Origin of the sequence: Actinospongiicola halichondriae (assembly GCF_049103745.1) — a bacterium.
Lineage (GTDB): Bacteria > Actinomycetota > Acidimicrobiia > Acidimicrobiales > Salinilacustritrichaceae > Salinilacustrithrix > Salinilacustrithrix halichondriae.
The window spans coordinates 3,196,733-3,220,197 of sequence record NZ_CP171622.1 but is presented as its reverse complement, the minus strand read 5'-3'; the positions used below and the strand labels follow the sequence as shown (position 1 = coordinate 3,220,197).

Sequence of the window (23,465 nt, the reverse complement as noted above, 5' to 3'; positions counted from 1 at the left end):
CTTTCCCCAAGAAGGGTGCACACCGTGGCTGAGATCGAGATCGGACTCGGAAAGACGGCTCGCCGGGGCTTCGGGCTGGACGAGTTGACCATCGTCCCGAGCCGACGGACCCGCGACCCCGAACTCGTCGACCTGTCCTGGGAGCTCCAGGGCTTCCGCTTCGAACTGCCGGTCCTGGCCGCCCCGTGCGACTCGGTCGTCAGCCCGGCCAACGCCGGAGCGATCGACGCGATGGGCGGCGTCGCCGTCCTCGACCTCGAGGGCCTCTGGACGCGCTACGACGACCCCACCCCGGTGCTGGCCGAGATCGCCGAACTCGACGACGACGTGGCGGCAGCCCGTCTCCAGGAGATCTACAAGCAGCCCGTCGACCCCGACCTCATCGTGTCCCGGGTCCACGCCATCCGCGAGTCCGGCGCCGTCGCCGCCGGTTCGGTCACCCCGCACCGCATCGAGGAGCTGCTCCCGAAGGTCCTCGAGTCCGAGCTCGACCTGCTGGTGATCCGGTCGACAGTCGTGTCGGCCGAACACGTGACCAAGGTCGGTGACGACCAGGTCGAACCGCTCAACCTCAAGACCTTCATCCGCCAGCTCGACATCCCCGTGCTCGTCGGCTCGTGCACCAGCTACCAGGCAGCCCTGCATCTGATGCGCACCGGCGCGGCGGGGATCCTGGTCGGCGTGGGCACCACGACCGGAGCGACCACAGCCGACACCTTCGGCGTTGGCGTCCCGCTGGCGACCGCCATCGCCGATGCTCGTGCCGCTCGGATGCGCCACCTCGACGAGACCGGCGTCTACGTGCACCTGATCGCCGACGGCGGCATGGACACCGGCGGTGACGTCGCCAAGGCGCTCGCCTGTGGTGCGGACGCCGTCATGTTGGGATCGCCGCTGGCCGGCGCCACCGACGCCCCCGGTCACGGCGCCCACTGGGCGCCCGTCGCCGCCCGGGCCGACGTCCCGCACTCCGCTCGTGTGCGTGTGCCCCAGCGCGGGACACAGCGCGAGGTGCTCCTCGGCCCGTCCGACTCGTCCGACGGCCGCCTCGACCTCATGGGCTCGCTCCGGGCCGCGATGGCCAGCAGCGGTTTCGAGTCGCTCAAGGACTTCCAGAAGGCCGAGATGATGATCGTCCCTGCGCCTGCCGGCCCGAGGGGATCCGGGGAGTCGGGTCTGTGAGCAACTCGACCGCCGCCCGCCACGCACCCGACATGAGCAGCGAGTTCGACACCGTCCTCGTCGTCGACTTCGGCGCCCAGTACGCACAGCTGATCGCGCGGCGTGTCCGCGAGGCGCACGTGCACTCCGAGATCGTCCCGCACGACATCTCGGCGGCCGAGATCGCTCGTCGCAAGCCCAAGGGCGTGATCTTCTCGGGTGGGCCGGCCTCGGTCCACGCCGACGGAGCGCCCGACGTCGACCCCGACATCTACGACGCCGGCGTGCCCATCCTGGGCATCTGTTACGGCGGCCAGCTGATCGCCCGTGACCTCGGCGGCGAGGTCGCCAAGACCGGCCGGGGCGAGTACGGCCGCGCCGACCTGCAGCGGACCGCCGACGGCATCCTCTTCGGGGCCGATGCGCCCGAGGAACAGGTCGTGTGGATGAGCCACTTCGACACCATCACGAAGGCGCCCGACGGTTTCAGCGTGCTCGGCGCCACCCCCGACACCCCGGCCGCGGTGTTCGAGAAGCCCGAGGCCGGGATCTACGGCGTCCAGTTCCACCCCGAGGTCGTGCACACGCCCTACGGCCAGGAACTGTTGAAGCGCTTCCTCTACGACGGCTGCGGATGCCGGCCCAACTGGACGATGTCGTCGGTCATCGAGACCGAGGTGGCCGCCGTCAAGGCCCAGGTCGGCTCGGGTCGAGCGATCTGCGGTCTCTCCGGCGGCGTCGACTCCGCCGTCGCCGCGGCGCTCGTGCACAAGGCGATCGGCTCACAGCTGACCTGCGTGTTCGTCGACACCGGGCTCATGCGCAAGGACGAAGGCGACCAGGTCGTCGAGACGTTCAAGCGGAACTTCGGCATCGAGTTGATCCACGTCCGTGCCGGCGACCGGTTCTTCGAGGCCCTCGCCGGGGTCACCGAACCCGAGGCCAAGCGCAAGGTCATCGGCGAGCTGTTCATCCGCATCTTCGAGGACGCCAAGGGCGGACTGACCGACGCCGACTTCCTCGTCCAGGGGACGTTGTACCCCGACATCGTCGAATCGGGCGGTGGCGCGAAGGCTGCCACCATCAAGTCGCACCACAACGTCGGCGGTCTGCCCGACGACATGGACTTCGAGCTCATCGAGCCGCTCCGTGACCTGTTCAAGGACGAGGTCCGGCGCGTCGGCGAGGAGCTCGGGCTGCCCGAGGAGATCGTCTGGCGTCAGCCGTTCCCCGGCCCCGGCCTCGGCGTGCGCATCATCGGCGAGGTGACCCCCGACAAGGTGGCGCTGCTCCAGGAAGCCGACGCGATCGTGCGGGCCGAACTGCACAAGGCCGGTCTCGATCGCGAGATCTGGCAGGCCTTCGCCGTGCTGCCCGACATCCGCGCCGTCGGCGTGATGGGCGACGAGCGGACCTACGGCTATCCGTGCATCATCCGCGCCGTCACCTCCGACGACGCCATGACCGCCGACTGGGCCCGCCTGCCCTACGACCTGCTCGAGAAGATGTCGTCCCGAATCATCAACGAGGTACCGGGCATCAACCGGGTGGCCTACGACATCACGTCGAAGCCGCCCGGCACCATCGAGTGGGAGTGAGCACCACCTCGTGAACTCGGTCGTCGACGAGTTCAACGAGGCGTCGCTGTTCCGGGGCCTCAACCTGGTCGTGATGCCGGTGTGGCTGGCGATGATCGTGGCGCCTCGTTCCGGCGTGACGGCGCGGATCGTGCGGTGGTCCGACGGTCTACTCGCCGGATTGGCGGCCGTGTACGCAGCGCAGCTCGGGATGTCGGTGGCGACCTCGGACGCGAAGATGGACTTCGGGGACGTCGCGGCGCTCCGCGAGGCGCTCGGCTCGCCGAGCGGCTTCCTCACCGGATGGACGCACTTCCTCGCCTTCGACCTGTTCGTCGGACGATGGATCTGGAGGACCGCGCTCGACGAGGGTAGGAACTCGCGGATCGCACTGTTCCTGACGCTTATCGCAGGTCCGGCAGGACTCGGCTGGTTCGGTCTGCAGCGCCGATCGTTGTCGCCAGCGTCACGCCCCGCGGGGTCGTGAGCACCAGGCTCAACCCGGGTCCGCGCGCGGCAGCGACCCGATCAGAGGTCTGATCGGGTCGTCGGGCGGTCAGGCCGCCGCGACGTTCGTGGGTCTGCCTTTCCATTCGGTGCCGTGGGGGTCGGTGGCGACCCAGCGCCCATCGTCGTCTTGGCGGAGTGTCCAATGGTGTTGGTGCAACAGGCGATGGTGGAAGCGGCACAACAGACAACCGTTGGAGACGACGGTGGGCCCGCCGTTGTGGCGTTCTTCGAGGTGGTGGACGTCGCAGTGCTTCGGCACTCGGGTGCAGCCGGGGAACACGCAGTGGTGGTCGCGGGCGGCGATGGCTCGTCGTTGTCGTTTGTTGAATTGTTCGGCGGCGTCGTTGGCGTCGAGGATCTTGGTCTTCCCGTCGAAGAGGGTGACGACGAGCGACGAGTCGCAGAGCAGTTGTTCGGCGGCGGAGCGTGCGAGGTTCCATCCCTCGCCCCGCAGCACCAAGCCGTCGAGATCGTCGATGTCGCGGGTCCCGGCGAGGGTGCGCAGGTCGATGTGCGCGTTCACGGTCACCCCAGAACGAGGCCGGACGAGCCGGCTGGTCCGGCGGCGTTGGTGCTGGTCGGCTTTGCGGGCCTTGGCTCGAAGCAGTTCCAGCTCGTCGAGGTCTTCGTTGGCGGGGTCGAGCGCTTCGTCGAGGGTGTCGCCGGGGTAACCGCCGTCGAAGGTGTCCTCGGCCCGAAGCTGTTCGTCCTCGAGGTCGTCCTCTGACGAGTCGGTGTCGTGGGTGAGCCCGAACACGGAGAGGTCGTCGAGACCGTCGGCCCGGCGTTCGGACTGGGTGCGCTGGTACGGGGCGTCGGCGGGGTCGGGGTCCTGGGTGAACGCGTCGATCGCGGCGCACACGTTCTCGAACGTCACCGGCAACAGGGAGCAGTGGATGTCGCCGCCCCCGAACAACCGGTTGGAGAACACGACGGTCTGGCGTTGCACGCGCCGTGGCGCCAACTGTTCGTCGACACGCTCACGCCAGTAGCGGACCGCCGCGTCGAAGTCGTCGTCGCTGCCGTCGAAGCGGATGAACGTGTCGGCGATCCCGGCGATCCACGGAGCACGTTCGGGGGTGACGGCTCGGGCGAGAGTCTCGGCCCGACCCAAGGACAGCTCACCGGCCACGACTGCAGCACACAGCCCCGAATGGCGCGAGCAGAGTTCGGCGATCTGTTCGAGACGCTTCGCCTCCCGAGCCGACAAGCCGGTGTAGGTCGTCAGCCACTGCCTCGCGGACCGTACGCCGGCGGCGATCCACGCCGCGTCGGGCCACATCTCCGCGAGCGACCCGATGAGCGCTCGTCGAGTCGACTCCATGGACGAAACGAGCTCCGCCGCCCGATCCAGATCCGCACGCGCCCGCTGCGCGGCATGTGCGTCACGGGAGTAGGTGGAAGGACCGGTCATGCATCCCATTCTCCCAAGAGGGTCTGACAGGAACTCCCGGCCCCGGGACCTCAGCCCGGCTCGAGTTCGGCCGCGGATCCAGCCGGCTGGGTGTTGGACGCCAGTGATGAGCGATAGGTCGCGCGCTCAGCGCTCGACCGCAGTTGCTGGAAGGCCGATTGACAGAGGGGTGCCAGTACGTGCGGCTCTGTGAGACAAGCGCCCGATCGCTCAGAATGGGTCACGGCAGCGCTTGCCGGCCGGCCGCTAAGGTGCGTCGACTCGCGGGATCAATCGGGATTCTGGTTGCTGAAGGGGCAAGACTTGAGAAAGACGTTCGTATCCGTTGTGGCGCTCGCACTGGCCGCCGGGCTGCTGATCGGGATGCCCGATGCGGGTGCCATCTCGGATCCGGTCGACATCCGTGTCGAACACGACCTTCCCGCCCCCAGCGAGGAGTCAGACGGTCCGCGAGTACTCGAAGTCACGGGCGTCACCGCCGGTCCCGGACCAGAGATCACGATCGCCGACGAGATCGAGAACCCGTCGGGCTGGGGCGGGAACGTGCTGGTCGACATCGACCCGACTGCCCAGACGATCACCGTCGAGGTCGAGGATCAGAACTGTTACGGAAGCACTCTTGTGCTGATCACCGCCGACGAGATCGGTTCGGTGACGACGGTTTCCGATGCCATCTACGAGAGTGGCCAGGACATTGCGCTGACGACGGGCGTTTCCGGTGGAGTGGTCACGCTTTCGTGGCTGCACGGCCCGACCGACACCTGCCCCGACTACGACGTCGAAGGCTCGCAGTCCGTGTTCTCCTACACGTTGGTTTCCGACGTGGACGAAGACGGGGTGCCCGATGAGGAAGACAACTGTCCCGCCGTTGCCAACCAAGACCAGGCGGACGCCGACGAAGACGGTATCGGCGATGTGTGTGACGACACCCCCGACGGCACCACGACGACCACGACGACAACGACGACAACGAGCACGACCGCACCGCCGACTGGAGACGTCAGCCAAGCGACCGCTGCAGCCCCCGTCAGTGCGCAGCCGACCTTCACCGGCTGACCGCCGAACCCATCCGGTCATGAACCGAGCGCCCGGCCACATGGCCGGGCGCTCTTCTCTTCCGGGACACGTAGGAGAAGTGATGCGCCTCTTGTGTCAAGCAGCGTCCTGGAGCTCGTCCGGTGGGGCCAGGTGTTCCTCGGCGACAGCGGTGATGAGCGGGTAGAGCTGGCGGGCGACGTAACGCTTGAGACAGCGGATGATCTCGAGGCGGGGCATGCCTTCGGCCGTGCGTCGAGCGACGTAGTCCTTGGTCGGTTGGTGGGTGCCCATGCGGACGATCACGATGCGCCACAACGCGGAGTTCGCTTGTCGGTCGCCGCCGCGGTTGAGGCGATAGCGGCCGGTGGTTCGTCCGGTTGACGCGGGCACGGGTGAGACGCCGCAGAGCGACGCGAAGCTGCGTTCGCTGCCCGAGTCGGTTGGCGTTGTCGCCGGCGGTGATGAGTAGCTGGGACGCGGTGTCGTAGCCGACGGCGTGCAGTGACCGCGACTCGCTTGGTGATCGACAGGCCGCGCAGCTGTGCCCGGATGCTCTCGGGGGCGGTGTCGCAGAGGCTGTGGATCTGGCGCGGCCGTGCGGGCCTTCATTGCCCCAGCTCGTGCGACTCGGAGTTGGCGGATCGCCTCGACCGGACCGGTCCCTGAGGCCGGGTCAACTCGACTACTTCGACGCCCTTGGCGGTGAGGTGACGGGCGAGGCTCGCGCCCTACGACCCGCAGCCCTCCACTCCGACCACGACCAGGTCGCCGTGGGACTGCAGCCACGTGAGGACACGCCGAAGCGGTCAGCCGATACTTCGAGTCAGACCGGGTGAGGGAGACCCTCTCCACTGCGTCGCAGCACCCGCATCACCTCACTGCCGATATCGCGGGTGGCGGCGAGGACGGCGTCGAGGTCGCTCATGGACACATCCTGTTGCGTTCGCCGATCGCTACGGCGCGATCGATCGCTCCATGACGATGGAGGTACCGCCCACCCGGTTGGTCGTCGTGCCGACCCGTTCGAAGCCGAGGCGTTCGTACAGGCGGATGGCGGGGTTGGCGGTGCGCACGTCGAGCCGCAGCACGGGCAGGGACCGTTCGGACATCTCGGCCACCAGCGATTCGATCAGTCGAGTGCCGAGACCGGACCCGCGCTGGGAGGGCACGGTGGCGACGGCCAACTCGGGCACGGCGTCGGTGAGCGGCCGGGCCCAAGCGGCGCCCACGATCCGCCCCGACGGGCCGACAGCGAGCACTCCGACGTCGCTGGCGCGACCCCAGTCCTCGACGTAGGGCTGGAGGTAGGGAGCCTGTCGGATCTCCTCGCCCTCGTCGGCCCACGAGGCGTACCGCAGCAGGTGCCACAGGTCCTCCTCGTCGGAAGACGACGCGGGACGGATCGTCGGCGACGCCGTCAGGTCGACGAGCACGGCGCGGGCGAGGTCGGCCCGATCGGCGGGGACGAACACATGGTCGTGGTGAAAGCCGGCGACGACGTTGGCGGGGAGCCCTTCCGTCGCCAGCGCCCGGGAGATCGCAGCGGTCAGTCCGACAGCCTCGAGGTCGGAGTGGATGCGCAGCGTGATCCGTCGGCAGGCGAACTCCTGGCGAATGCCGCGCGCCGACGCGTCGTCGGCGCGGACGACCAGCGTCGTGCCCTCCGGCTCCTCGACCCGGACCACGGCCTCCACCGGCGGAATCGGAGACCCGGCAGGCACCACCGCGTAGACGTACTCGGTGTCGTCGAGGTCGGGGGAGAGGCCCCGCAACATGGCGTCGAGGTCGCGTTCGCCGGGCATGGTCAGATGCGTTCGAGCGCCCCGCCGTCGAAGATGGGCTCGATGTACTCGCGCTCGATGTCCGCGTCGAGCGCAGCCGAGTCGGGAGCGGCCACGGGGTCACCGAGTCCAGCGGCGATGTCGAGCACCGTCGGCAGGAGGGTCGCGTCGCTCGAGGTGTTGAGGAACAGGTCGTCCTCGGCGAGGACGAAGCGCATCGCTCGCTCGATCACTCCGGTGTCACGGACGGGTTCGTACCACGAGAACTTCTTCGCTTCGTCGTCGTCCCGCCACCGTCGCCGGGCGATGGCCTTGATCGTCTGGACGGCGACGGCACGCTCGCGGCACAGCGACCGCAGGCGGGCCACGTCCTCGGCATACCCGGCGTCGCGCAACAGGACGGGGCTGTAGGGGAGAAGCACCGAGGCGAAGTCGAACTCGGCGAGTGACCGCGCATGCATCGCTGCGATGCGGAGCCCGTGGCCGGTGACGCCGATGTGACGGACGAGCCCTTCGTCCCGGGCGGCGGCCATCGCCTCGACCACGCCGCCGGACGAGAACGCGGTCTGCCACTCGTCCTCCTCGACCAGGTTGTGCAACTGGATCAGGTCGACGTGATCGACCTCCAGTCGGGCCAGCGACGCTTCCAACTCCGCCCGTGCGGCGGCACCCGAGCGTTCGCCCGTCTTGGTCGCGAGGAAGACCGACGATCGACGGTCGGCCAACCAGGGTGCGAGTCGGAGCTCGGACTCGCCGTAGCTGGCCGCGGTGTCGATGTGGTTGACGCCGGCATCGGCGACGAGCGCCAGCGTCGCATCGGCACGTGACTGCGACATCGCACCGAGCGCCGCGGCCCCGAAGACCACCCTCGTGCTCGCGTGGCCGGTGGCACCGAACGGGCGGGTCGGGATCATGGGTCCACCGTACGACCTACGATCGCGCCATGGCCGACCAGAGTCCCGAGACCGTCGTCCGAGCGTTCCTCGAGGCGCTCGAGCGTCTCGACACCGTCGCGGCGTGCGACCTGGTGAGCGACGACATCCTCTATGTCAACAAGGGACTTCCCGCGGTGCGCGGGCGTGCCCAGTTCGAGCGTGCCATGGGGTTCCTCGGCAAGTACTGCGACGACTTCGAGGGCCGGATCAACCACCTCGCGGTCGAGGGCGACATCGTCCTGACCGAGCGGGTCGACCTGATCGGCCGGGGCGGCTTCCGGCCCGAGTTCTGGGTCTGCGGGACCTTCGAGGTGCGAGAGGGCAGGATCGTGCTCTGGCGGGATCACTTCGACTTCGTCAACGTCACGCTGGCGTGTGTGCGCAGCGCGATGACGATGGGCCTCCGGCGGCTGACGAGCTAGTCGATGCCCGGCGGGTCCTCGGCCACCTCGGCCCAGAAGTCCGCTGCCGTCCTGTCCCACCGCAGTCCGAGCTCGAGCGTCGCCAGCTGCGCGGGGGCCGCCTCGTCGCGGACCTCGTCGCGCAACCGGGTGAGCGTTCGGATGCGTTCCTCGTGCACCTCGACCTGCGCGTGGGCGAGTTCGACGACCGCGTCTCGATCGGAGGTGTCGGAGAAGAACAGCTTCAACAGTCCCTCGTCGCGCAGTTCGCCGATCTCCTGGGCGGGAAGGCGGGCCCAGTCCCGGAAGGCCGATTCGCCGGCATCGGTCAGCCGGTAGAGGCGACGGCGGCGGCCGACCTCCTCCTGCTCCTCGACCAGCAGCCCGTCACTGACCAGCCGGGCAGGCTCGGCGTAGAGCTGGCTGTGCGGGAACGACCAGAAGTTGCCGATCGAGATCTTCACCAGCTGCTTCATGTCGTAGGAGGTGCACGGCTGCAGCGTGTGGACCAACCCGAGGACGACGTACGACGTCGGCGTCAGCGCCCGGGTCCCCGCATCGTCGGCCATCGCCCCACTGTACGGTTCGCTCGATGCGGACGAGGTTTGCGGCCGGGCTGGCCATCGCGCTCGCGCTGACCGCCTGTGGAGGAGCCGACAGCGGCGATGGCGTCGACACGTCGTCCGCCGGGCCGGTCGTGACCGGCACGGGCGATGTCACACCGACCCCGCCATCCACCCTCGGCGGCGTGCCCGACATCGGTGCCGCCGAGGGCGCTGCGCTGGTGTTCCTGCCGGATGCATCCGGCGGCGTCGACCAGATCGGTCTCGACGTGGTCTCGTGTGCGAACACCCCGGATGCCGATGCGGACGGCGAGGTGCCCGCCGAGCTGTTGGGCGTGACGGCGACGGGGATCGACGCCGACGGCACCGAGGTCGGCCTCGACGTCCGACGGTTCCGCAGCCAGGGCGCGTCGCCCACGATCACCGACACGATCACCATCGTCTTCGGCGATCCGGAGGCACCCGATCGGGTCCTCGTCGCGCAACGCTTCGAGGTGGACGGCCTGGTCAGCGATCTCCGCGACCCGACCGCTGACGATCCGCTCCTCGTGGTCGGACCGGGCGGGTTCGAGGGTCGCGGGCTGTTCGGGCCGCCAGGTGGCGGCGTCGACGCACCCGAGCTGGTCGAGGGCGTGGCCAGAGCCACCTGCCCCTGAACCCGGGATCAGGCCAGCGGGCGACCGAAGGGGAGCTCGTCCTGCCAGGTCGACAGGTACGCCTCGGCCTTCTGGACCGCGGCCATCCACAGCCCCGTGCCCTCGCCGGCGAGGGCGGCGACCGCGGCGCCGACTCGTTCGACCGGATCTCCACCGGACGCGTCGTGGGCGAAGAGGAGCGGAGCGGCGATCGCCAGGAAGTCGGGGACGTGGATGCGCCCGGCCTTGGAGAGCTCGGCGTGGGCACGAGCGGTGACGGGCACCGGCGTGAGGGGGACGACGATCTTCGCCTTCACCACGGCAGCGCCGTCGTGATCGAGCATGCCGGTCTTGCCGGCGAGGAACAGCACGTCGCACTCGGTGTCGGCGCCGCCGGCACCGGGCGCGGCGACCGCTCCCTCGCGGGTCATCGCGACCTTGGCCGCCTCGACGACCGGACCCTTGCCCTCGACGGCCCAGGTCGCACCGTTCAGGCCGGTGTCGAGCAGGGCACCCGCAGCGGCGACCGCGCCTTCGGCGGCGAGGGTCACTGCATGGTCGTCGGTCCACAGTTCGGCCGGCCGGGGGTCGGCGATGCGTAGCTCGCCGAGGTCGGCCTCGGTGAGTCCGAGGCCGGGGTCGGTGGCCCAGCGGCCGGACGACACCAGTTCCTTGGCCTCGTCGACGAAGCTCGCGACGGCCGGGTCGACGTCGTCGCCCTCGGCGTTGATGCCTGCCGATGCGCCGCCCATCTGGATCTCGAAGCTCGCGAACGAATACGTCGTCGAGCGGGCGAGGAGGGTCGCGCCGTCCTGGAGGACCTTGCGGGCCAGGCGGGTGATCCCCACCGACGGCGCATCGTCGAGGTCGAAGGAGATGAAGGCGTCCGTGGACTCGAGTTTGTGGATCTTCACGGTCGGGGAGTCTGGCAAAGAACGTCGGCCAGCAGTGGTGTCGGACCACGCCGATAGTGTCGACGTGGTGCCTGATGAGCTGTTCCCCGACGCCGACGCGCCTGCGACCCCCGGCCCCTTCGGTGAGGCGCTGCTCGACGGGTTGAACCAGGCGCAGGAGGAAGCGGTCACCCACGAGGGCGGCCCGTTGCTCGTGCTGGCCGGTGCCGGATCGGGCAAGACGCGGGTCCTGACCCGCCGGATCGGCTGGCTGATCCGCGAACGGAACGTCAGCCCGTTCGAGATCCTGGCCATCACGTTCACCAACAAGGCCGCCGACGAGATGAAGGGTCGCGTGGCCGACCTCGTCGGGCCGGTGGCCCGCAAGATGTGGGTGTCGACGTTCCACTCCGCCTGCGTGCGCATCCTGCGACGCGACGGCGAGGCGCTGGGCTACCCGTCGTCGTTCACGATCTACGACCAGGCCGACGCTCGCCGCCTCACCGGGTACGTGCTGCGCGACATGAACCTCGACACGAAGAAGATGCCGCCCCGGTCGGTCCACGCCCAGATCTCCGCCGCCAAGAACGACTACGTCCTCGTCGACGACTACGCCGATCGTGCCCGTGGCTTCACCGAGCAGAAGCTCGCCGAGGTCTATCGCGAGTACCAGGCCCGCCTGTTGAAGGCCGGCGCGATGGACTTCGACGACATCCTGCTCCAGGCAGCCGAACTGTTCCGTCGCCATCCTGCCGTGCTCGACCACTACCGCCAGCGGTTCCAGCACGTGCTCGTCGACGAGTACCAGGACACCAACAAGGTCCAGAACGAGCTGGTCATCCAGTTGTCGTCCGAGCATCGCAACGTCACGGTGGTCGGCGACGGTGACCAGTCGGTCTACGGCTTCCGCGGCGCCGACATCACCAACATCCTCGACTTCGAGAAGGCGTTCCCCGACGTCACGACCATCCCGTTGGTGCAGAACTACCGCTCGACCCAGAACGTGCTCGACGCGGCCAATGCGGTCATCGCCAACAACCTCGGACGCAAGCCCAAGGACCTGTGGACCGAGCAGGGCGCCGGCGAGCCGATCGTCCGGTTCCACGCCGAGGACGAACACGACGAGGCGCAGTGGGTCTCGCGTCAGGTCGCCAGCTTCCATGACTCGGGTGAGCATCGCTGGGGCGACATGGCGGTCTTCTACCGGACCAACGCCCAGGCCCGGGTCATCGAGGAGTACCTGGCCCGTGGCGGCATCCCCTACCGGGTGATCGGCGGGACCCGGTTCTTCGACCGTCGGGAGGTGAAGGACGCGCTGGCCTACGTGAAGGCGGTCGTCAACCCGTCGGACGAGGTCAGCATCAAGCGCGTCGTCAACGAGCCCAAACGCGGCGTCGGCGACACCAGCATCGCCAAGATCGACCAGTGGATCACCGGCCGGGGCATGACGTTCCTCGACGGGCTCCGACACTCGGACGACGCCGGCGTGAGCGGCACGGCGGTCAAGGGGATCGCTCGGTTCCTCGACCTGCTCGACGATGCGACGGCGCGAGTCGACGACGGTCCTGGACCACTGCTCGAGCACCTGCTGGAGACGAGCGGCTACCTCGACGAACTGCGCAACGATCGGACGATCGAGGCCGAGGGGCGGCTGGAGAACCTGGCGGAGCTGATCGGCAATGCGCAGGAGTACGAGAGCGTGGCCGAGTTCCTCGAGTCGGTGAGCCTCGTGGCCGACACCGACGACCTCGACGACGACGAGTCCGAGGTCACGCTCATGACCCTCCACTCGGCCAAGGGCCTCGAGTACCCGATTGTGTTCCTCATCGGTCTCGAGGACGGCATCTTCCCGCACATGCGCACGCTCACCGAGCCGGACGAACTCGAGGAGGAACGGCGCCTCGCCTACGTCGGGATCACGCGGGCGATGCACCGCCTCCACCTCACCCACGCCTGGAGCCGGACGCTCTTCGGCGGCACGCAGTACAACCCGCCCAGCCGGTTCCTCGACGAGATCCCGGTCGAACTGGTGCACGAGATCAACGGTCGTCGGCGAGCGAGCAGGGGCGGGTCGACCTACGGCGCGAGCGGCCGCTCCAGCCAGCGCGGCCGCCGAGCCGGCGGCGGCGACACCGAGGGACGGACGTTCGGCCGTGGCGATCGAGACATCGGCGCCGACGTGAGCGCCGGCCGCGACCGGATCGTCGAGAACGCCCTCGCCTCGCGTGACCGGCCGGTGCCCACGACGGGTGCGGAGTCGGCCGGGCTCAAGGTCGGCGACGACGTCACCCACGCCACCTTCGGTGACGGCGTGATCATCGACATCGAAGGTCAGGGCGACAAGGCCGAGGCGACGATCCGCTTCGCCGGCGCCGGCGAGAAGCGTCTCCTCCTGTCGTGGGCCCCGCTCCAGAAGGTGTGACGCCCGGCGCAGGCCACACACCGCACGCGTCCGGAATGCCAGACTCCACGGCGTGAGCGAGAACGAGGGGCCGGGGTCGCTCCCCGACATCCCGGCGCGACGCGCGTCGGACGACGACCGGCAACGCGTCGTCACCCGACTGCGCGATGCCGCAGGCGAAGGCATCATCGACCTCGACGAACTCGAGGAGCGCGTCGGCGCGGTCTACCAGGCGAGGACACTTCCCGAGCTCGCCGACCTGACGGTCGACCTCCCGGCACCCACGGCGGTCCCGCCGTCGGCGGCGTCGTCGCCGGACCGGCAACCGTTCCCCGCCCTCCGCGACAGCGGGTTCCAGGCCCACCTGAGTGTGTACGTGTCGACGATGGCGCTCCTGGTCGTCATCTGGGCGCTGACGGACTTCGGCGGCTTCTTCTGGCCCGCGATCGTCGGCGCTGCGTGGGGCACCGGCCTCGCACCGCACTTCATGGCCGCCAATCGGCAACCGTCGGAGCGGGCGGAGTCACGCGACCGCCTCGACCGACGTCGGTCGCAGGAGCTCCGTCGGGCCGAGCGGCACGCCGAGCACGCGCTGCGCCGTGCTGCCCGTCACGGCGTCCCCCCGGCGCCGCCGGTCCCACCGGTTCCGCCCACGCCGGCGACGTCGGGTCGCTCCAGCGGCCCGGGGACCGCAGACGTCGCCGACGGCGACCGCGCGAGGCGGACGCGATTCGTCGTGGCGATGTTCGTGGACGTGGTCGGCTCGACCGGGCTGAACGAGGCGATCGGCGACGACGGCTGGGTCCGCGTGCGTGACCGGGTGCGCACGGTCCTCGGTGAGTGCTTCGAGCGAGAAGGCGGCTGGGAGGTCAACACCGCGGGCGACGGCGTGCTCGCCCAGTTCGACGCCCCCAGTCGAGCGGTCCGGGCCGCCATCGAGATCAACCGGCGCCTCGCTCGCCAACGCGACGAGACCGGCTTCGCGCCCTCGGTCCGGATCGGGGTCCACAGCGGTGATGTCGTCGACGACGGGGCCGACCTCATCGGCAGTGTGATCAACCTGGCCTCGCGGGTGACCGCGGCCGCCGAGCCGGAACAGATCATGGTCACTGAACACGTGGCCGACCATCTCGAGCAGTCGTTCGTGACCGAGGACCGCGGGATCCACAGTCTCAAGGGCGTGTCGCGACCCCGGCATCTCCTCACCGTGCGCTGGGAGTAGCGACGGAACTCCGGACCGTGGTTGGCCCCCGTGACCGCGGGTGCACTACACCGGAGGCGATGCGGAGCACGCCGTCATGAGGAGCGCCACCCAACGCCTGCTCTTCTTCGTCCGGCGCGATCACACGCTGGGCAACCTCGTCGAACGTCTCGCTGCGATCCACGGCAACCGCCGGCTGGTGACCGAAGCCGGCGGAGGCTTGTCGCTCACCCACCGCCAGGCCGCCAAGCGCATCGCTCGCTGGGCCGGCGGCGTCGCGGCCCGGACCGCGCCCGGCGACGTCGTCGTGGTGGCGACGCCCAACGGTTACGAGCAGCTGCTGCTGTGCCTCGCAGTGTCGAGGGCCGGGGCGATCCCGGCACCGGTCAACGACGCCATGCGGCCGGAGGAGATCGATCACGTCGTCACCGACTCCGGGGCGACGTTCGTCATCCGGTCGGCGCACGAGGTCGACGGCCACGAGCCGGTGATGCGATCCGTCAGCGCGGCCGGTCACGACGTCGCCGCGCTCTTCTACACCTCGGGCACGACCGGCAAGCCCAAGGGCGTCGCGCTCACCCACGACGCGCTGGTGGGTGCGCTGCGGGCCAGCGCTGCTTATCCCAGCGCGCTCCGCCACGACGAAGCAGTCGTGAGCCTGCCGGTCGCGCACATCATGGGGTTCGCCACCCTGCTCGGTCTGGCGGGCGCCGGGATCGAGGCGTACTTCCTGCGCCGGTTCGACGCGGCAGCGGTCCTCGACGCGATCGAGGATCGTCGGGCCTCGCTGTTCATCGGCGTGCCGACGATGTACCGCCTCCTGCTCGAGGCGGGCGCGGCCGAACGAGACCTCGGCAGCATCCGTGTGTGGGCCTCGGGCGCCGACGTGATGCCGCCGGAACTGGCTCGTGAGTTCAAGCGCTTCGGAGCATCGGTGCACGTTCCCGGCCTGGGTGACGTGGGGCAGGCGGTGTTCGCCGAGGGCTACGGCATGGTCGAGACCGGCGGCGGGGTGGCTGCCAAGATCAGTCCGCCGTACCTGCCCGTCGGACTCGGGGACTCGGTGGGATTCGCGATCCCGGGCTACCGGATGAAGGTCGTCGACGAGAACGGTGACGACGCCGGCGCCGGCGAGACGGGAGAGTTGCTGGTCAAGGGGCCGGGTGTCCTCCGGGGCTACTGGGGTGACGACGAGGCGACGGCAGCCGTGCTCGACGGGGACGGTTGGCTCCGCACGGGAGACCTCGCGAGGAAGGGCCCCTTCAACTCGGTGCTCTTCGCCGGTCGCAAGAAGGACGTCATCAAGCGCGGCGGCTTCTCGGTCTACGCGGTCGAGGTCGAGGCGGTGCTCGAGGAGCATCCGGCCGTGGCCGAGGCCGCTGTCGTGGGTCGACCCGACGAACGACTGGGCGAGGTCCCCGTCGCCGCGATCCGACTGGCCGATGGCCATGATCTGGTGACGGCCGACCTCGACGCGTGGATCCGCAACCACCTCAGCCACTACAAGATCCCGGTCCACTACCTCGCGGTCGACGACTTCCCGCGCACGGGGACCAACAAGATCCAGCGCCGCGAGGTCGCCGCGCTCTTCACGTGATGTCGACCTCGGTCACGGCCCCGCTGCGGATCGTCGTGGTCGACAACGATCCGTCGGCGCTCGAACTCGTCGTCCTCGATCTCGGACTCGAGGGGCACGACGTGGTGGGGCAGGGGCGGACCGGCGCCGACGCGCAACGCCTCACGCGCGAACTGGTCCCCGATGTGTTGGTGGTCGACCACCGCATGCCGCCGGGGCTCACCGGCGCCGAGGTCGCGGCATCGGTGGCGCGGGACCAGCCGACGGTGCGGGTGATCGTCTACACGAACTATCAGGACCACGCGATCGTCGACGCGGTCGAGCGTTCCGGTGCGAGTTATGTGCCGAAGGGGAACCTGCGGACGCTGCGGGACGCCGTCGTCGGCGAGCGCTGAGCGCTGAACACCTTCAGGCGGCAGCGAGCGAGCGGACCAGTTCGGGGAGTTGTTCGATCTCGCTCTTGCGGAGACACGCACGGATCCCCACCGCCTCGGCATCGGCTCGGACGGCGTCGTCGAGGTGGGCCGAGTAGAGGATGATCGGCTGGTCGGGCCGGCGTTCGAGGATCGCGACGGCGGCTTCGAGCCCGGACATCACCGGCATCCGGTTGTCGAGCACGATCACGTCGTGCGGCGCGGTCGCCTCCAAGGCCTGCTGCACGGCTTCGCTACCGGTGGTGGCCTCGCCGGTGACCTCGAGGCCGTCGTTGGCGACCCGGATGACCATTCGGAGGAGCAGACGCATGTCTTCCTCGTCGTCCGCGATCAGCAGGCTCGTCATGTCGTTCCTCGATGGTTTCGTCCGCACAGGGCCGACGCCACGTCGGACCGGGGCCCTATGGTACGCCGAGGGTTCACCGACCAGGCCTGTCGGAGGGCCATCGGTTCGACCCAGGAGTCCATCACGACCATCGTCCGACGAACCTTCGTGCTCCCAGCGCTGATGGCGGCCATCACGACGGTCGGTTTCCTCGCGCTGCTCGGCACGGTGCTGCGAGCTGACGATGGTTGGCGGGAGGCCAGCGCGGAGACCGAGGCAGCGTCGGTCGCCGGCGACGTGGCGGTGCAACTCGCAGGATGGTTCGCCTCGTCCGATCGCGGTCTCGAGAACCTCGAGGCGTCGGTCACGTCGCCGACCTCGTTCCGTGTCTCGCCCGTCGAGGGACTCCGGGCGGTCAGCGCCATCGCCGAGCCGGATCGTCCTCGGGTGGCGGTCGGCGATCTCGCCGACGACATCGTCGCCGACGAGGCGCTTCGGGCGGCGCTCGCGCGTGCACGTGACACCGGTGCGCTGCAGTTGTCGCCTCCGGTCGGGCGAGATGCGGTGCCGGTCCTCGTCGCCCCGATGTTCCGGACCAGCGACGGGGCTCCACTGGTTCCGGCACCGCGGTCCACGCAGGCGAGACGCGAGACGATCGTGGGATTCCTCGCCGGCGTAGTCGACGTCGACGCAGCGTTGGCCGACGCGGGGGACGGAAGGGTCGCGGTCTTCGACGGGACGACGCGCCTCGGGGGCTCGCGCGAGTTCGGGAGCGACACGGCGAGTTCGCTCGAGGTGGAGTTGGGCGCCCGTACCTGGGTCGTCGCCGCCGAGGCCTCGCCGGTCGGTGGGTTGACCGACTGGACCGTCGCAATCCTGGCCGTCGTCGTGGTGGGGACCATCCTGGTGCTCACCGTCTTCGCCCTCGAGGTGCGGGGTCGGATGGCGGCCGAGAACGCCCTCGCCAAGGAGCGCCAGCGGAGTTCGGTCATCGACGACCTCATGCCGATCCTGCAGCGGAGCATGCACCTGTCCGACGTCCTCCCGACGCTGGCGGTCCAGCTCCGAGACCGGTTCGGGCTCGCCGGCGTCTCCATCTCCTCGGGAGAACCCGGCGGAGGATTCCAGGAGCTGTTCTGCCTCGGGCAACGCCCGTCGACCGTCGCGGCCGTCCACGCAGGGCTGGCGCGACCCCTGGATGAGGGGACCACCGCGCTGCTCGCGTTGAGTCGCGGTGGGCGCATGGTCGCCGAGCTGCGGTTCGTCACCGGGCGCGACCTCACCGAGTCGGAGATGCACGCGATCCACGAGTCGGCCGAGTTGGTCACCTCCGCTCTGGTCATGGCCAAGGCGATGGAGCGACAGCAGGTGGCCATGGACCAGCTGTCGGAGCTCGACTCGCTCAAGACCGTGTTCCTCACGACCGCGGCTCACGAGCTCAAGACGCCGCTGGCGGCGATGCTCGGCCTGGCGCAGATCCTCGACACCCACTGGCATTCGCTGACCGAGGATGAACGACGCTCGATGTCGCAGCGGGTGGCGGCGAACGCCCACGCACTCGACCTGTTGGTGCGCGACCTCCTCGACTTCTCCAAGCTCGAGACCGGCGACCTGGCCGTCGATCCCCGGCCGATCGATCTCGGCGCCGAGGTGACGACCGTCGTCGATCGACAACGGGCGGCGTGGGATTCGAACGAGATCGTCCTCGACGTGGAGGACGGCCCGCCGGTGGTCGCGGATTCGCTCGCCGTGGAGCGCGTGCTGACCAACCTGGTGGCCAACGCGGTGAAGTACTCGCCCGAGGGCTCGACAGTCGTGGTGAGCGTCCAGCACGTGGGCCGTGCCGGCGAACTGATCGTCGATGACGAGGGACCGGGGATCGAGGTCAGCGAGCGCGACCGGGTGTTCGAGCGGTTCTACCGGGGAAGCAGCGACGAGGTGGTTCGAACCCGCGGCGTCGGCATCGGTCTCTCGGTCGTCCGGGAGTTCGTGCGGAAGTTGGGTGGGACCATCGACGTCGAGGACAGCCCTGCCGGTGGGGCGCGGCTGCGGTGCCGGTTCCCGCACGTCGTCGCCGGGAGTGTGCGATCATCGCTGGCGGAAGGGAACGAGGGGTCATGACCAAGTGGCTGCGCCAGCGGTGGATTCCGTTCGTCGTTGCGTTCTCGACGCTCGCGGTCGGGGCCTTGGTCTTCTTCCTGCTGCAGGACGCACGCCAGGGTGGCGTCGAGTCATTGCGTGGGTCGCTGCTGGCGGAGGTGTCGGCCACAGCCCGGAGCCAGGACCAACGCGTCCGTAGTGGCCTCGCCGGCGGCACGAGCTTGGCCGGGCAGCCCTGGGACTTCGAGGTCGGCAGCACCACCGACGAGGAGTTGCTCACCGACCTGTTGCAGTTCGTCCCGGACCTGCGCACCGGCTTCATCGTCACCGATCCGTCGCTCCGCATCACCCAGGGCGTGAACCTCGAGGACCCGTCGATCATCGGTGAGGTCTACGAACGTCCTGGCACGGACGACGTGCTTCGGTCCGAGTCGTTCCGCGGCGGTGCGGGTCTGTATCTCCCGATGAGCCCCGGCGTCACCGCGGACCTTCCCACCATCGCCGCCGTGATCCCGATCCTCGATCCGGTCACGTTCGAACTGCGAGGGACCTTCGTCTTCGAGAGCGAGGTGGCGGTCGACAGCGACTTCAACGAGGAGATCGGCGAACTCGGTCGAGGTGAGACCGGGGAGTTCCTCTTCTACGACTCGCTGGGCAGCGTCATCGCCGCGAGCGACCCGAGCCTCATCGCAGCAACGGTCCCCGATCCGATGCTCCTCACCGACGCTCCCGGCCTGAGGAGTCACGACGGAAAGGTCGTCGTGATCCAGGATGTCCCCTCGGCCGGGTGGAGAGTCGCGTTCCGTCAAGATCTCGACGAGTTCCAGTCCGGGCTCGTCGGCCCGCTCCAGTCGGTCGGCGAGCTGCTGGCGCTCGCCTTCGTCGCGTTGGGCTTCGGTCTGTTCCTCCTGTTCGCCCATCGACTCCGGGTGGCGCGCGACGAGCAGGCCCGGCTCCAGCAGTTGGCGGCATCGCAGGAGGAGTTCATCAGCATCGTCTCGCATGAGCTCCGGACGCCCGTGTCGGGGGTCCTCGGGTTCCTCCAGACCACCCTCGACCACTGGGACACGATGTCGGACTCCGCCCGGCGGAGTGCCGTGGAACGCTCGGCCAGCAACGCCCGACGACTCCAGTCGCTGGCTCGCGACGTCCTCGATTCCGAAGCCGTCGAGTCCGGTCGGATGACCTTCTCGATGGCGAACGGCGACCTGGTCCACGAGGTGCGGGTCGCGATCGACGCGGCCCGTGATGCGTACCCCGAGCACCGAGTCGTCCTCGACACCGCCGTCGACGCCGCACCCGTGGTGATGGATGTCGACCGGATCCAGCAGGTGCTCGGCAACCTGCTCGACAACGCCGCCCGCCTGTCGCCGTCGTCCGAGCCACTCGAGGTCTCCATCGAGCGGACGGCCGAGACGACCGTGGTGTCGGTTCGCGACCACGGTCCCGGCTTGGCCCCGGAAGGTGCGGAGCGGATCTTCGATCGCTTCAACCGGGGAGAGACCGGCGCCGTCTCGGGTACCGGGTTGGGCCTCTACATCGCCCGCCAGATCGTCGAGGCGCACGAGGGCACCATCACGGTGCGGTCGGCCGTCGGTGCCGGCGCGACGTTCATCGTCACGCTCCCGTCCCTCTCGCTCCCGTCCCTTCCGCTCTCGGACTCCGTGCCCTCGGAGCTGGGCTAGTCCTCGGAGTCGTTGCCGGTGGTGTCCTGCAGGTTCACGAAGAGGCGGCCGTCGACCACCTCGGTGGGGAACTGACGCAGTCCGGCCCCCGAGCGAGGGAACGTGACCGACTCGTCGCACCCGGAGACGTAGCGGTCGGCATCGACGTCGAACGTCACGACGCACGTCGGATCGTCGGGCACGAAGGCCCCGACCGCGATCCAACCGGTCTGCGGGTCGTCGCCGCTGTGGTCGACATAGATCGCCCGTTGGAAGTTGGCGACGTCGGGGAAGAGCACCGGGCCCCCGGAGTCGACGCTGTCGGCTCGGCTCTCGGCGCCACCGGCGTCGAAGCGGTCGTCGCCGAGGCGCACCTCGACGTCGCCGCGGCCGGCGAGCGTCGCGACGCCGAAGGCGACCCCGAGGGCGATGGCGACGCCGAGCACAGCGACCAGGACGGCCCGTCCGGTGTGGGCCCCGCCCTGTCGTCGAGCGACCGGGCTCATCCGTTGCTCCCTGATTGGCCGGGCGCTGATTGGCCGGTCACCGTATGCATCCTCCTAGTATCCGACACCGACCCGCTCGCGACCCAAGCGCCGGATACCACCGCACAAAGGGAACCCATGGATCTCCTCGAATACCAGGGCAAGCAGTTCTTCGCCCAGTACGGCATCCCCGTCTCCGACGGCGAGGCATGCACCACCGTCGACGAGGCCGTGGCCATCGCCGAACGTGTCGGCTACCCCGTCGTCGTCAAGGCCCAGGTCCACGTCGGAGGACGTGGCAAGGCCGGTGGCGTCAAGCTCGCCGCGAACGTCGACGAGGTCCGCGAGCACGCCGGGAACATCCTCGGCCTCGACATCAAGGGCCACATCGTCAAGACCATCTGGGTCGAGGTCGCCTCCGACATCGCCGAGGAGTACTACGCCTCGTTCACGCTCGACCGCAGCGCCAAGAAGCACCTCGGCATGCTCAGCGCCGAAGGTGGCGTCGAGATCGAGACCGTGGCCGAGGAGAACCCCGACGCCATCGCCAAGATCTGGATCGACCCGGTCGACGGCCTCAGCGAAGCGGACGCCCGTGCCTGGGTCGAAGCAGCGAAGCTGAACCCCGCAGCCACCGAGGGCGCGGTCGACATCCTGACCAAGCTCTACACCGCCTACTCCGAGGGCGACGCCGATCTCTGCGAGATCAACCCGCTGATCCTCAAGCCCACCGGCGAGGTGCACGCCCTCGACGCCAAGGTCACGCTCGACGGCAACTCGACCTACCGCCACGAGGACTACGCCGCCTACGACGCCACCCAGGTGCGCGACGAGCGTGAGGAGGACGCCCACGCCAAGGGCCTCCAGTACGTGGGTCTCGACGGCTACGTCGGCGTGATCGCCAACGGCGCCGGGCTGGCCATGAGCACGGTCGACATCGTCAACCAGGTCGGCGGTTCGCCGGCCAACTTCCTCGACATCGGCGGCGGCGCCAACGCCGACGTCATGGCCGGGGCACTCGAGACGATCAACAACGACCCCAAGGTCAAGAGCATCTTCATCAACATCTTCGGTGGCATCACCAAGGGCGACGAGGTGGCCAACGGCATCGTCACCGCCCTGGGCCGCGTGAAGATCGACGCCCCCATCGTCATCCGCCTCGACGGCACGAACGCCGCCGAAGGCCGGGCGATCCTCAAGGAACACGAGAGCGACATGCTCCAGAGCAAGGCCACGATGGTCGAGGCGGCCGAGACGGTTGTCGCCCTCGCCAAGGAAAGGGGCGCCCAATGAGGAAAATCTCGTCACCCCGTCACACCTCGTGTGACTCAGGAACGGAATTTTCGAACGGGCGGGAGGCCTGAGTCATGGCGATCTTCGTCGATGAGAACACCAAGGTCATCTACCAGGGCCTCACCGGCTCGCAGGGCTCCTTCTACGGCGCTCGCAACGCCGAGTACGGCACCAAGGTCGTCGCCGGTACCCACCCCAAGAAGGCCGGTACCGACGTCAACGGCGTCCCGATCTACGCCAGCGTCGCCGAGGCCGTCGAGGCCACGGGTGCCACCGCCAGCTGCATCTTCATCCCCGCTGCCGGCGTCCGCTCGGCCGTGATGGAGGCCGCCGAGGGCGGCGTCGAATTCATCGTCTGCATCACCGAGGGTGTGCCTGCGCACGACGAGGCCTGGTTCTTCAACAAGCTCAAGCGCGACTTCCCGAACGTGCAGCTGCTCGGCCCCAACTGCCCCGGCATCATCAGCCCCGGCAAGTGCAACATCGGCATCACCGCCGGCGAGATCGCCAAGGAGCCGGTGCAAGGCGGACCGAATGTCGGCATCGTCTCCCGTTCGGGCACGCTGACCTACCAGGCGCTCTACGAGCTCAAGCTCAAGGACATCGGCGTGTCGACCTGTGTCGGCATCGGCGGCGACCCCGTCCCCGGGACCAGCTTCATCGACTGCCTCGAGCGCTTCGAGGCCGACGACGAGACCCAGGCGATCATGATGATCGGCGAGATCGGCGGCAGCGCCGAGGAAGAGGCGGCCGAGTTCATCAAGGCCAACGTCTCGAAGCCGGTCGTGAGCTACGTCGCCGGCGTCACCGCCCCGGCCGGCAAGAAGATGGGCCACGCCGGTGCCATCGTCTCCGGTGGCAAGGGCACCGCAGCCGCCAAGCGTGAGGCCCTCGAGGACGCCGGCGTCAAGGTCGGCAACAACCCGACCGAAGCCGGCGAGCTCATGGTCGACGTCGTGAAGGGCCTGTAAGCAGAGCGGGTGCCCTGAACCAGCGGCTGCTCCGCCTCGGACTCGCGATCGGGCTGGTCGGGTCGATCGTCCTCCTCGTTTCGCGAGGAGGTGATCCAGACCCGACC

General features: G+C 69.1%; 21 protein-coding genes and 1 pseudogene. 14 read left to right on the top strand and 8 right to left on the bottom strand.

Translation table 11 applies throughout. The features are described 5' to 3' along the window. Positions 1-24 precede the first annotated feature (24 nt). Genes AB8619_RS15845 through AB8619_RS15835 form a run of 3 tightly spaced genes read left to right on the top strand, consistent with a single transcriptional unit; the run spans position 25 to position 3,225 of the window. Positions 25-1,182, top strand: coding sequence for a GuaB3 family IMP dehydrogenase-related protein (locus AB8619_RS15845; RefSeq protein WP_436793601.1), 1,158 nt, complete (start codon positions 25-27; stop codon positions 1,180-1,182). Between the two features lie 32 nt (positions 1,183-1,214). Then, positions 1,215-2,759, top strand: a complete 1,545-nt coding sequence (gene guaA / locus AB8619_RS15840; protein ID WP_436796397.1) for a glutamine-hydrolyzing GMP synthase — start codon at positions 1,215-1,217, stop codon at positions 2,757-2,759. A 10-nt stretch (positions 2,760-2,769) separates the two neighbouring features. Beyond that, a complete protein-coding gene (locus AB8619_RS15835) occupies positions 2,770-3,225 on the top strand; it encodes an ABA4-like family protein (protein ID WP_436793600.1) in 456 nt (151 codons plus the stop codon). Positions 3,226-3,294: 69 nt separating this feature from the next. On the opposite strand, the gene AB8619_RS15830 is transcribed toward AB8619_RS15835, so the two are convergent. Further along, entirely contained in the window at positions 3,295-4,662 is a 1,368-nt protein-coding gene (locus AB8619_RS15830; RefSeq protein WP_436793599.1) for an HNH endonuclease signature motif containing protein, read from the bottom strand. 285 nt (positions 4,663-4,947) lie between these two features. Here AB8619_RS15830 and AB8619_RS15825 point away from each other — a divergent pair, with 285 nt between their 5' ends. Further along, the gene (locus AB8619_RS15825) at positions 4,948-5,718 is read left to right on the top strand and encodes a thrombospondin type 3 repeat-containing protein (RefSeq protein ID WP_436793598.1); all 771 of its coding nucleotides are present in this window, start codon (positions 4,948-4,950) and stop codon (positions 5,716-5,718) included. 96 nt (positions 5,719-5,814) lie between these two features. On the opposite strand, the pseudogene AB8619_RS15820 reads toward AB8619_RS15825, so the two are convergent. From AB8619_RS15820 to AB8619_RS15810, 3 genes and pseudogenes are all read right to left on the bottom strand, one after another. Further along, a pseudogene (locus AB8619_RS15820) lies at positions 5,815-6,199 on the bottom strand (transposase); the annotation flags it as partial. A 454-nt stretch (positions 6,200-6,653) separates the two neighbouring features. After that, on the bottom strand, positions 6,654-7,502 hold the full coding sequence (locus tag AB8619_RS15815) for an ACT domain-containing protein (protein WP_436793597.1): 849 nt from the start codon (positions 7,500-7,502) through the stop codon (positions 6,654-6,656). A 2-nt stretch (positions 7,503-7,504) separates the two neighbouring features. Then, on the bottom strand, positions 7,505-8,395 hold the full coding sequence (locus AB8619_RS15810) for an aldo/keto reductase (RefSeq protein WP_436793596.1): 891 nt from the start codon (positions 8,393-8,395) through the stop codon (positions 7,505-7,507). 29 nt (positions 8,396-8,424) lie between these two features. Here AB8619_RS15810 and AB8619_RS15805 point away from each other — a divergent pair, with 29 nt between their 5' ends. Then, positions 8,425-8,838, top strand: coding sequence for a limonene-1,2-epoxide hydrolase family protein (locus AB8619_RS15805; protein WP_436793595.1), 414 nt, complete (start codon positions 8,425-8,427; stop codon positions 8,836-8,838). Here AB8619_RS15805 and AB8619_RS15800 read toward each other — a convergent pair. Beyond that, entirely contained in the window at positions 8,835-9,386 is a 552-nt protein-coding gene (locus AB8619_RS15800) for a PadR family transcriptional regulator (protein WP_436793594.1), read from the bottom strand. The two genes, AB8619_RS15805 and AB8619_RS15800, sit on opposite strands and share 4 nt — an antisense overlap. 23 nt (positions 9,387-9,409) lie before the next feature. Between AB8619_RS15800 and AB8619_RS15795 the strand changes: the two genes are divergently transcribed. After that, positions 9,410-10,036 (top strand): hypothetical protein, encoded by a 627-nt coding sequence (locus AB8619_RS15795; protein WP_436793593.1) that lies wholly within the window; start codon positions 9,410-9,412, stop codon positions 10,034-10,036. 8 nt (positions 10,037-10,044) lie between these two features. On the opposite strand, the gene AB8619_RS15790 is transcribed toward AB8619_RS15795, so the two are convergent. After that, a complete protein-coding gene (locus AB8619_RS15790; protein ID WP_436793592.1) occupies positions 10,045-10,929 on the bottom strand; it encodes a hypothetical protein in 885 nt (294 codons plus the stop codon). Between the two features lie 67 nt (positions 10,930-10,996). On the opposite strand from AB8619_RS15790, the gene pcrA reads away from it, so the two are divergent. The 4 genes from pcrA to AB8619_RS15770 all read left to right on the top strand — a co-directional run bounded on the left by pcrA (position 10,997) and on the right by AB8619_RS15770 (position 16,481). Then, complete coding sequence (gene pcrA, locus AB8619_RS15785; RefSeq protein WP_436793591.1) at positions 10,997-13,330, top strand: DNA helicase PcrA; 2,334 nt, start codon at positions 10,997-10,999, stop codon at positions 13,328-13,330. A 52-nt stretch (positions 13,331-13,382) separates the two neighbouring features. After that, positions 13,383-14,531 carry an adenylate/guanylate cyclase domain-containing protein gene (locus AB8619_RS15780; RefSeq protein ID WP_436793590.1) on the top strand — a complete coding sequence of 383 codons (1,149 nt, stop codon included), beginning with the start codon at positions 13,383-13,385 and terminating at the stop codon, positions 14,529-14,531. A 76-nt stretch (positions 14,532-14,607) separates the two neighbouring features. Then, complete coding sequence (locus tag AB8619_RS15775) at positions 14,608-16,107, top strand: class I adenylate-forming enzyme family protein (protein WP_436793589.1); 1,500 nt, start codon at positions 14,608-14,610, stop codon at positions 16,105-16,107. Then, positions 16,107-16,481 carry a response regulator gene (locus tag AB8619_RS15770; RefSeq protein ID WP_436793588.1) on the top strand — a complete coding sequence of 125 codons (375 nt, stop codon included), beginning with the start codon at positions 16,107-16,109 and terminating at the stop codon, positions 16,479-16,481. Before AB8619_RS15775 ends, AB8619_RS15770 begins: the two co-directional genes overlap by 1 nt. A 13-nt stretch (positions 16,482-16,494) precedes the next feature. Here the strand turns inward: AB8619_RS15770 and AB8619_RS15765 are convergent, their stop codons facing one another. Continuing rightward, complete coding sequence (locus AB8619_RS15765) at positions 16,495-16,866, bottom strand: response regulator transcription factor (protein WP_436793587.1); 372 nt, start codon at positions 16,864-16,866, stop codon at positions 16,495-16,497. Positions 16,867-17,013: 147 nt separating this feature from the next. Here AB8619_RS15765 and AB8619_RS15760 point away from each other — a divergent pair, with 147 nt between their 5' ends. Further along, positions 17,014-18,966 (top strand): ATP-binding protein, encoded by a 1,953-nt coding sequence (locus AB8619_RS15760; protein ID WP_436793586.1) that lies wholly within the window; start codon positions 17,014-17,016, stop codon positions 18,964-18,966. After that, on the top strand, positions 18,963-20,630 hold the full coding sequence (locus AB8619_RS15755; protein ID WP_436793585.1) for a sensor histidine kinase: 1,668 nt from the start codon (positions 18,963-18,965) through the stop codon (positions 20,628-20,630). Before AB8619_RS15760 ends, AB8619_RS15755 begins: the two co-directional genes overlap by 4 nt. Here AB8619_RS15755 and AB8619_RS15750 read toward each other — a convergent pair. Then, the gene (locus tag AB8619_RS15750; protein WP_436793584.1) at positions 20,627-21,115 is read right to left on the bottom strand and encodes a hypothetical protein; all 489 of its coding nucleotides are present in this window, start codon (positions 21,113-21,115) and stop codon (positions 20,627-20,629) included. The two genes, AB8619_RS15755 and AB8619_RS15750, sit on opposite strands and share 4 nt — an antisense overlap. A 117-nt stretch (positions 21,116-21,232) precedes the next feature. On the opposite strand from AB8619_RS15750, the gene sucC reads away from it, so the two are divergent. Then, positions 21,233-22,387, top strand: a complete 1,155-nt coding sequence (gene sucC, locus AB8619_RS15745; protein ID WP_436793583.1) for an ADP-forming succinate--CoA ligase subunit beta — start codon at positions 21,233-21,235, stop codon at positions 22,385-22,387. Positions 22,388-22,461: 74 nt separating this feature from the next. Further along, the gene (gene sucD / locus AB8619_RS15740) at positions 22,462-23,358 is read left to right on the top strand and encodes a succinate--CoA ligase subunit alpha (protein ID WP_436793582.1); all 897 of its coding nucleotides are present in this window, start codon (positions 22,462-22,464) and stop codon (positions 23,356-23,358) included. The last annotated feature ends 107 nt before the right edge of the window (positions 23,359-23,465 follow it).

What these genes read in the sequence shown, in the direction of transcription:
- sucC (WP_436793583.1), top strand. Translation starts at nt 21,233, where the DNA reads ATGGATCTCCTCGAATACCAGGGCAAGCAGTTCTTCGCCCAGTACGGC.
- AB8619_RS15830 (WP_436793599.1), bottom strand. Translation starts at nt 4,662, where the DNA reads ATGACCGGTCCTTCCACCTACTCCCGTGACGCACATGCCGCGCAGCGG.
- AB8619_RS15795 (WP_436793593.1), top strand. Translation starts at nt 9,410, where the DNA reads ATGCGGACGAGGTTTGCGGCCGGGCTGGCCATCGCGCTCGCGCTGACC.
- AB8619_RS15800 (WP_436793594.1), bottom strand. Translation starts at nt 9,386, where the DNA reads ATGGCCGACGATGCGGGGACCCGGGCGCTGACGCCGACGTCGTACGTC.
- AB8619_RS15755 (WP_436793585.1), top strand. Translation starts at nt 18,963, where the DNA reads ATGACCAAGTGGCTGCGCCAGCGGTGGATTCCGTTCGTCGTTGCGTTC.
- sucD (WP_436793582.1), top strand. Translation starts at nt 22,462, where the DNA reads ATGGCGATCTTCGTCGATGAGAACACCAAGGTCATCTACCAGGGCCTC.
- AB8619_RS15770 (WP_436793588.1), top strand. Translation starts at nt 16,107, where the DNA reads ATGTCGACCTCGGTCACGGCCCCGCTGCGGATCGTCGTGGTCGACAAC.
- AB8619_RS15805 (WP_436793595.1), top strand. Translation starts at nt 8,425, where the DNA reads ATGGCCGACCAGAGTCCCGAGACCGTCGTCCGAGCGTTCCTCGAGGCG.
- AB8619_RS15750 (WP_436793584.1), bottom strand. Translation starts at nt 21,115, where the DNA reads ATGAGCCCGGTCGCTCGACGACAGGGCGGGGCCCACACCGGACGGGCC.
- guaA (WP_436796397.1), top strand. Translation starts at nt 1,215, where the DNA reads ATGAGCAGCGAGTTCGACACCGTCCTCGTCGTCGACTTCGGCGCCCAG.
- AB8619_RS15810 (WP_436793596.1), bottom strand. Translation starts at nt 8,395, where the DNA reads ATGATCCCGACCCGCCCGTTCGGTGCCACCGGCCACGCGAGCACGAGG.
- AB8619_RS15815 (WP_436793597.1), bottom strand. Translation starts at nt 7,502, where the DNA reads ATGCCCGGCGAACGCGACCTCGACGCCATGTTGCGGGGCCTCTCCCCC.
- AB8619_RS15775 (WP_436793589.1), top strand. Translation starts at nt 14,608, where the DNA reads ATGAGGAGCGCCACCCAACGCCTGCTCTTCTTCGTCCGGCGCGATCAC.
- AB8619_RS15765 (WP_436793587.1), bottom strand. Translation starts at nt 16,866, where the DNA reads ATGACGAGCCTGCTGATCGCGGACGACGAGGAAGACATGCGTCTGCTC.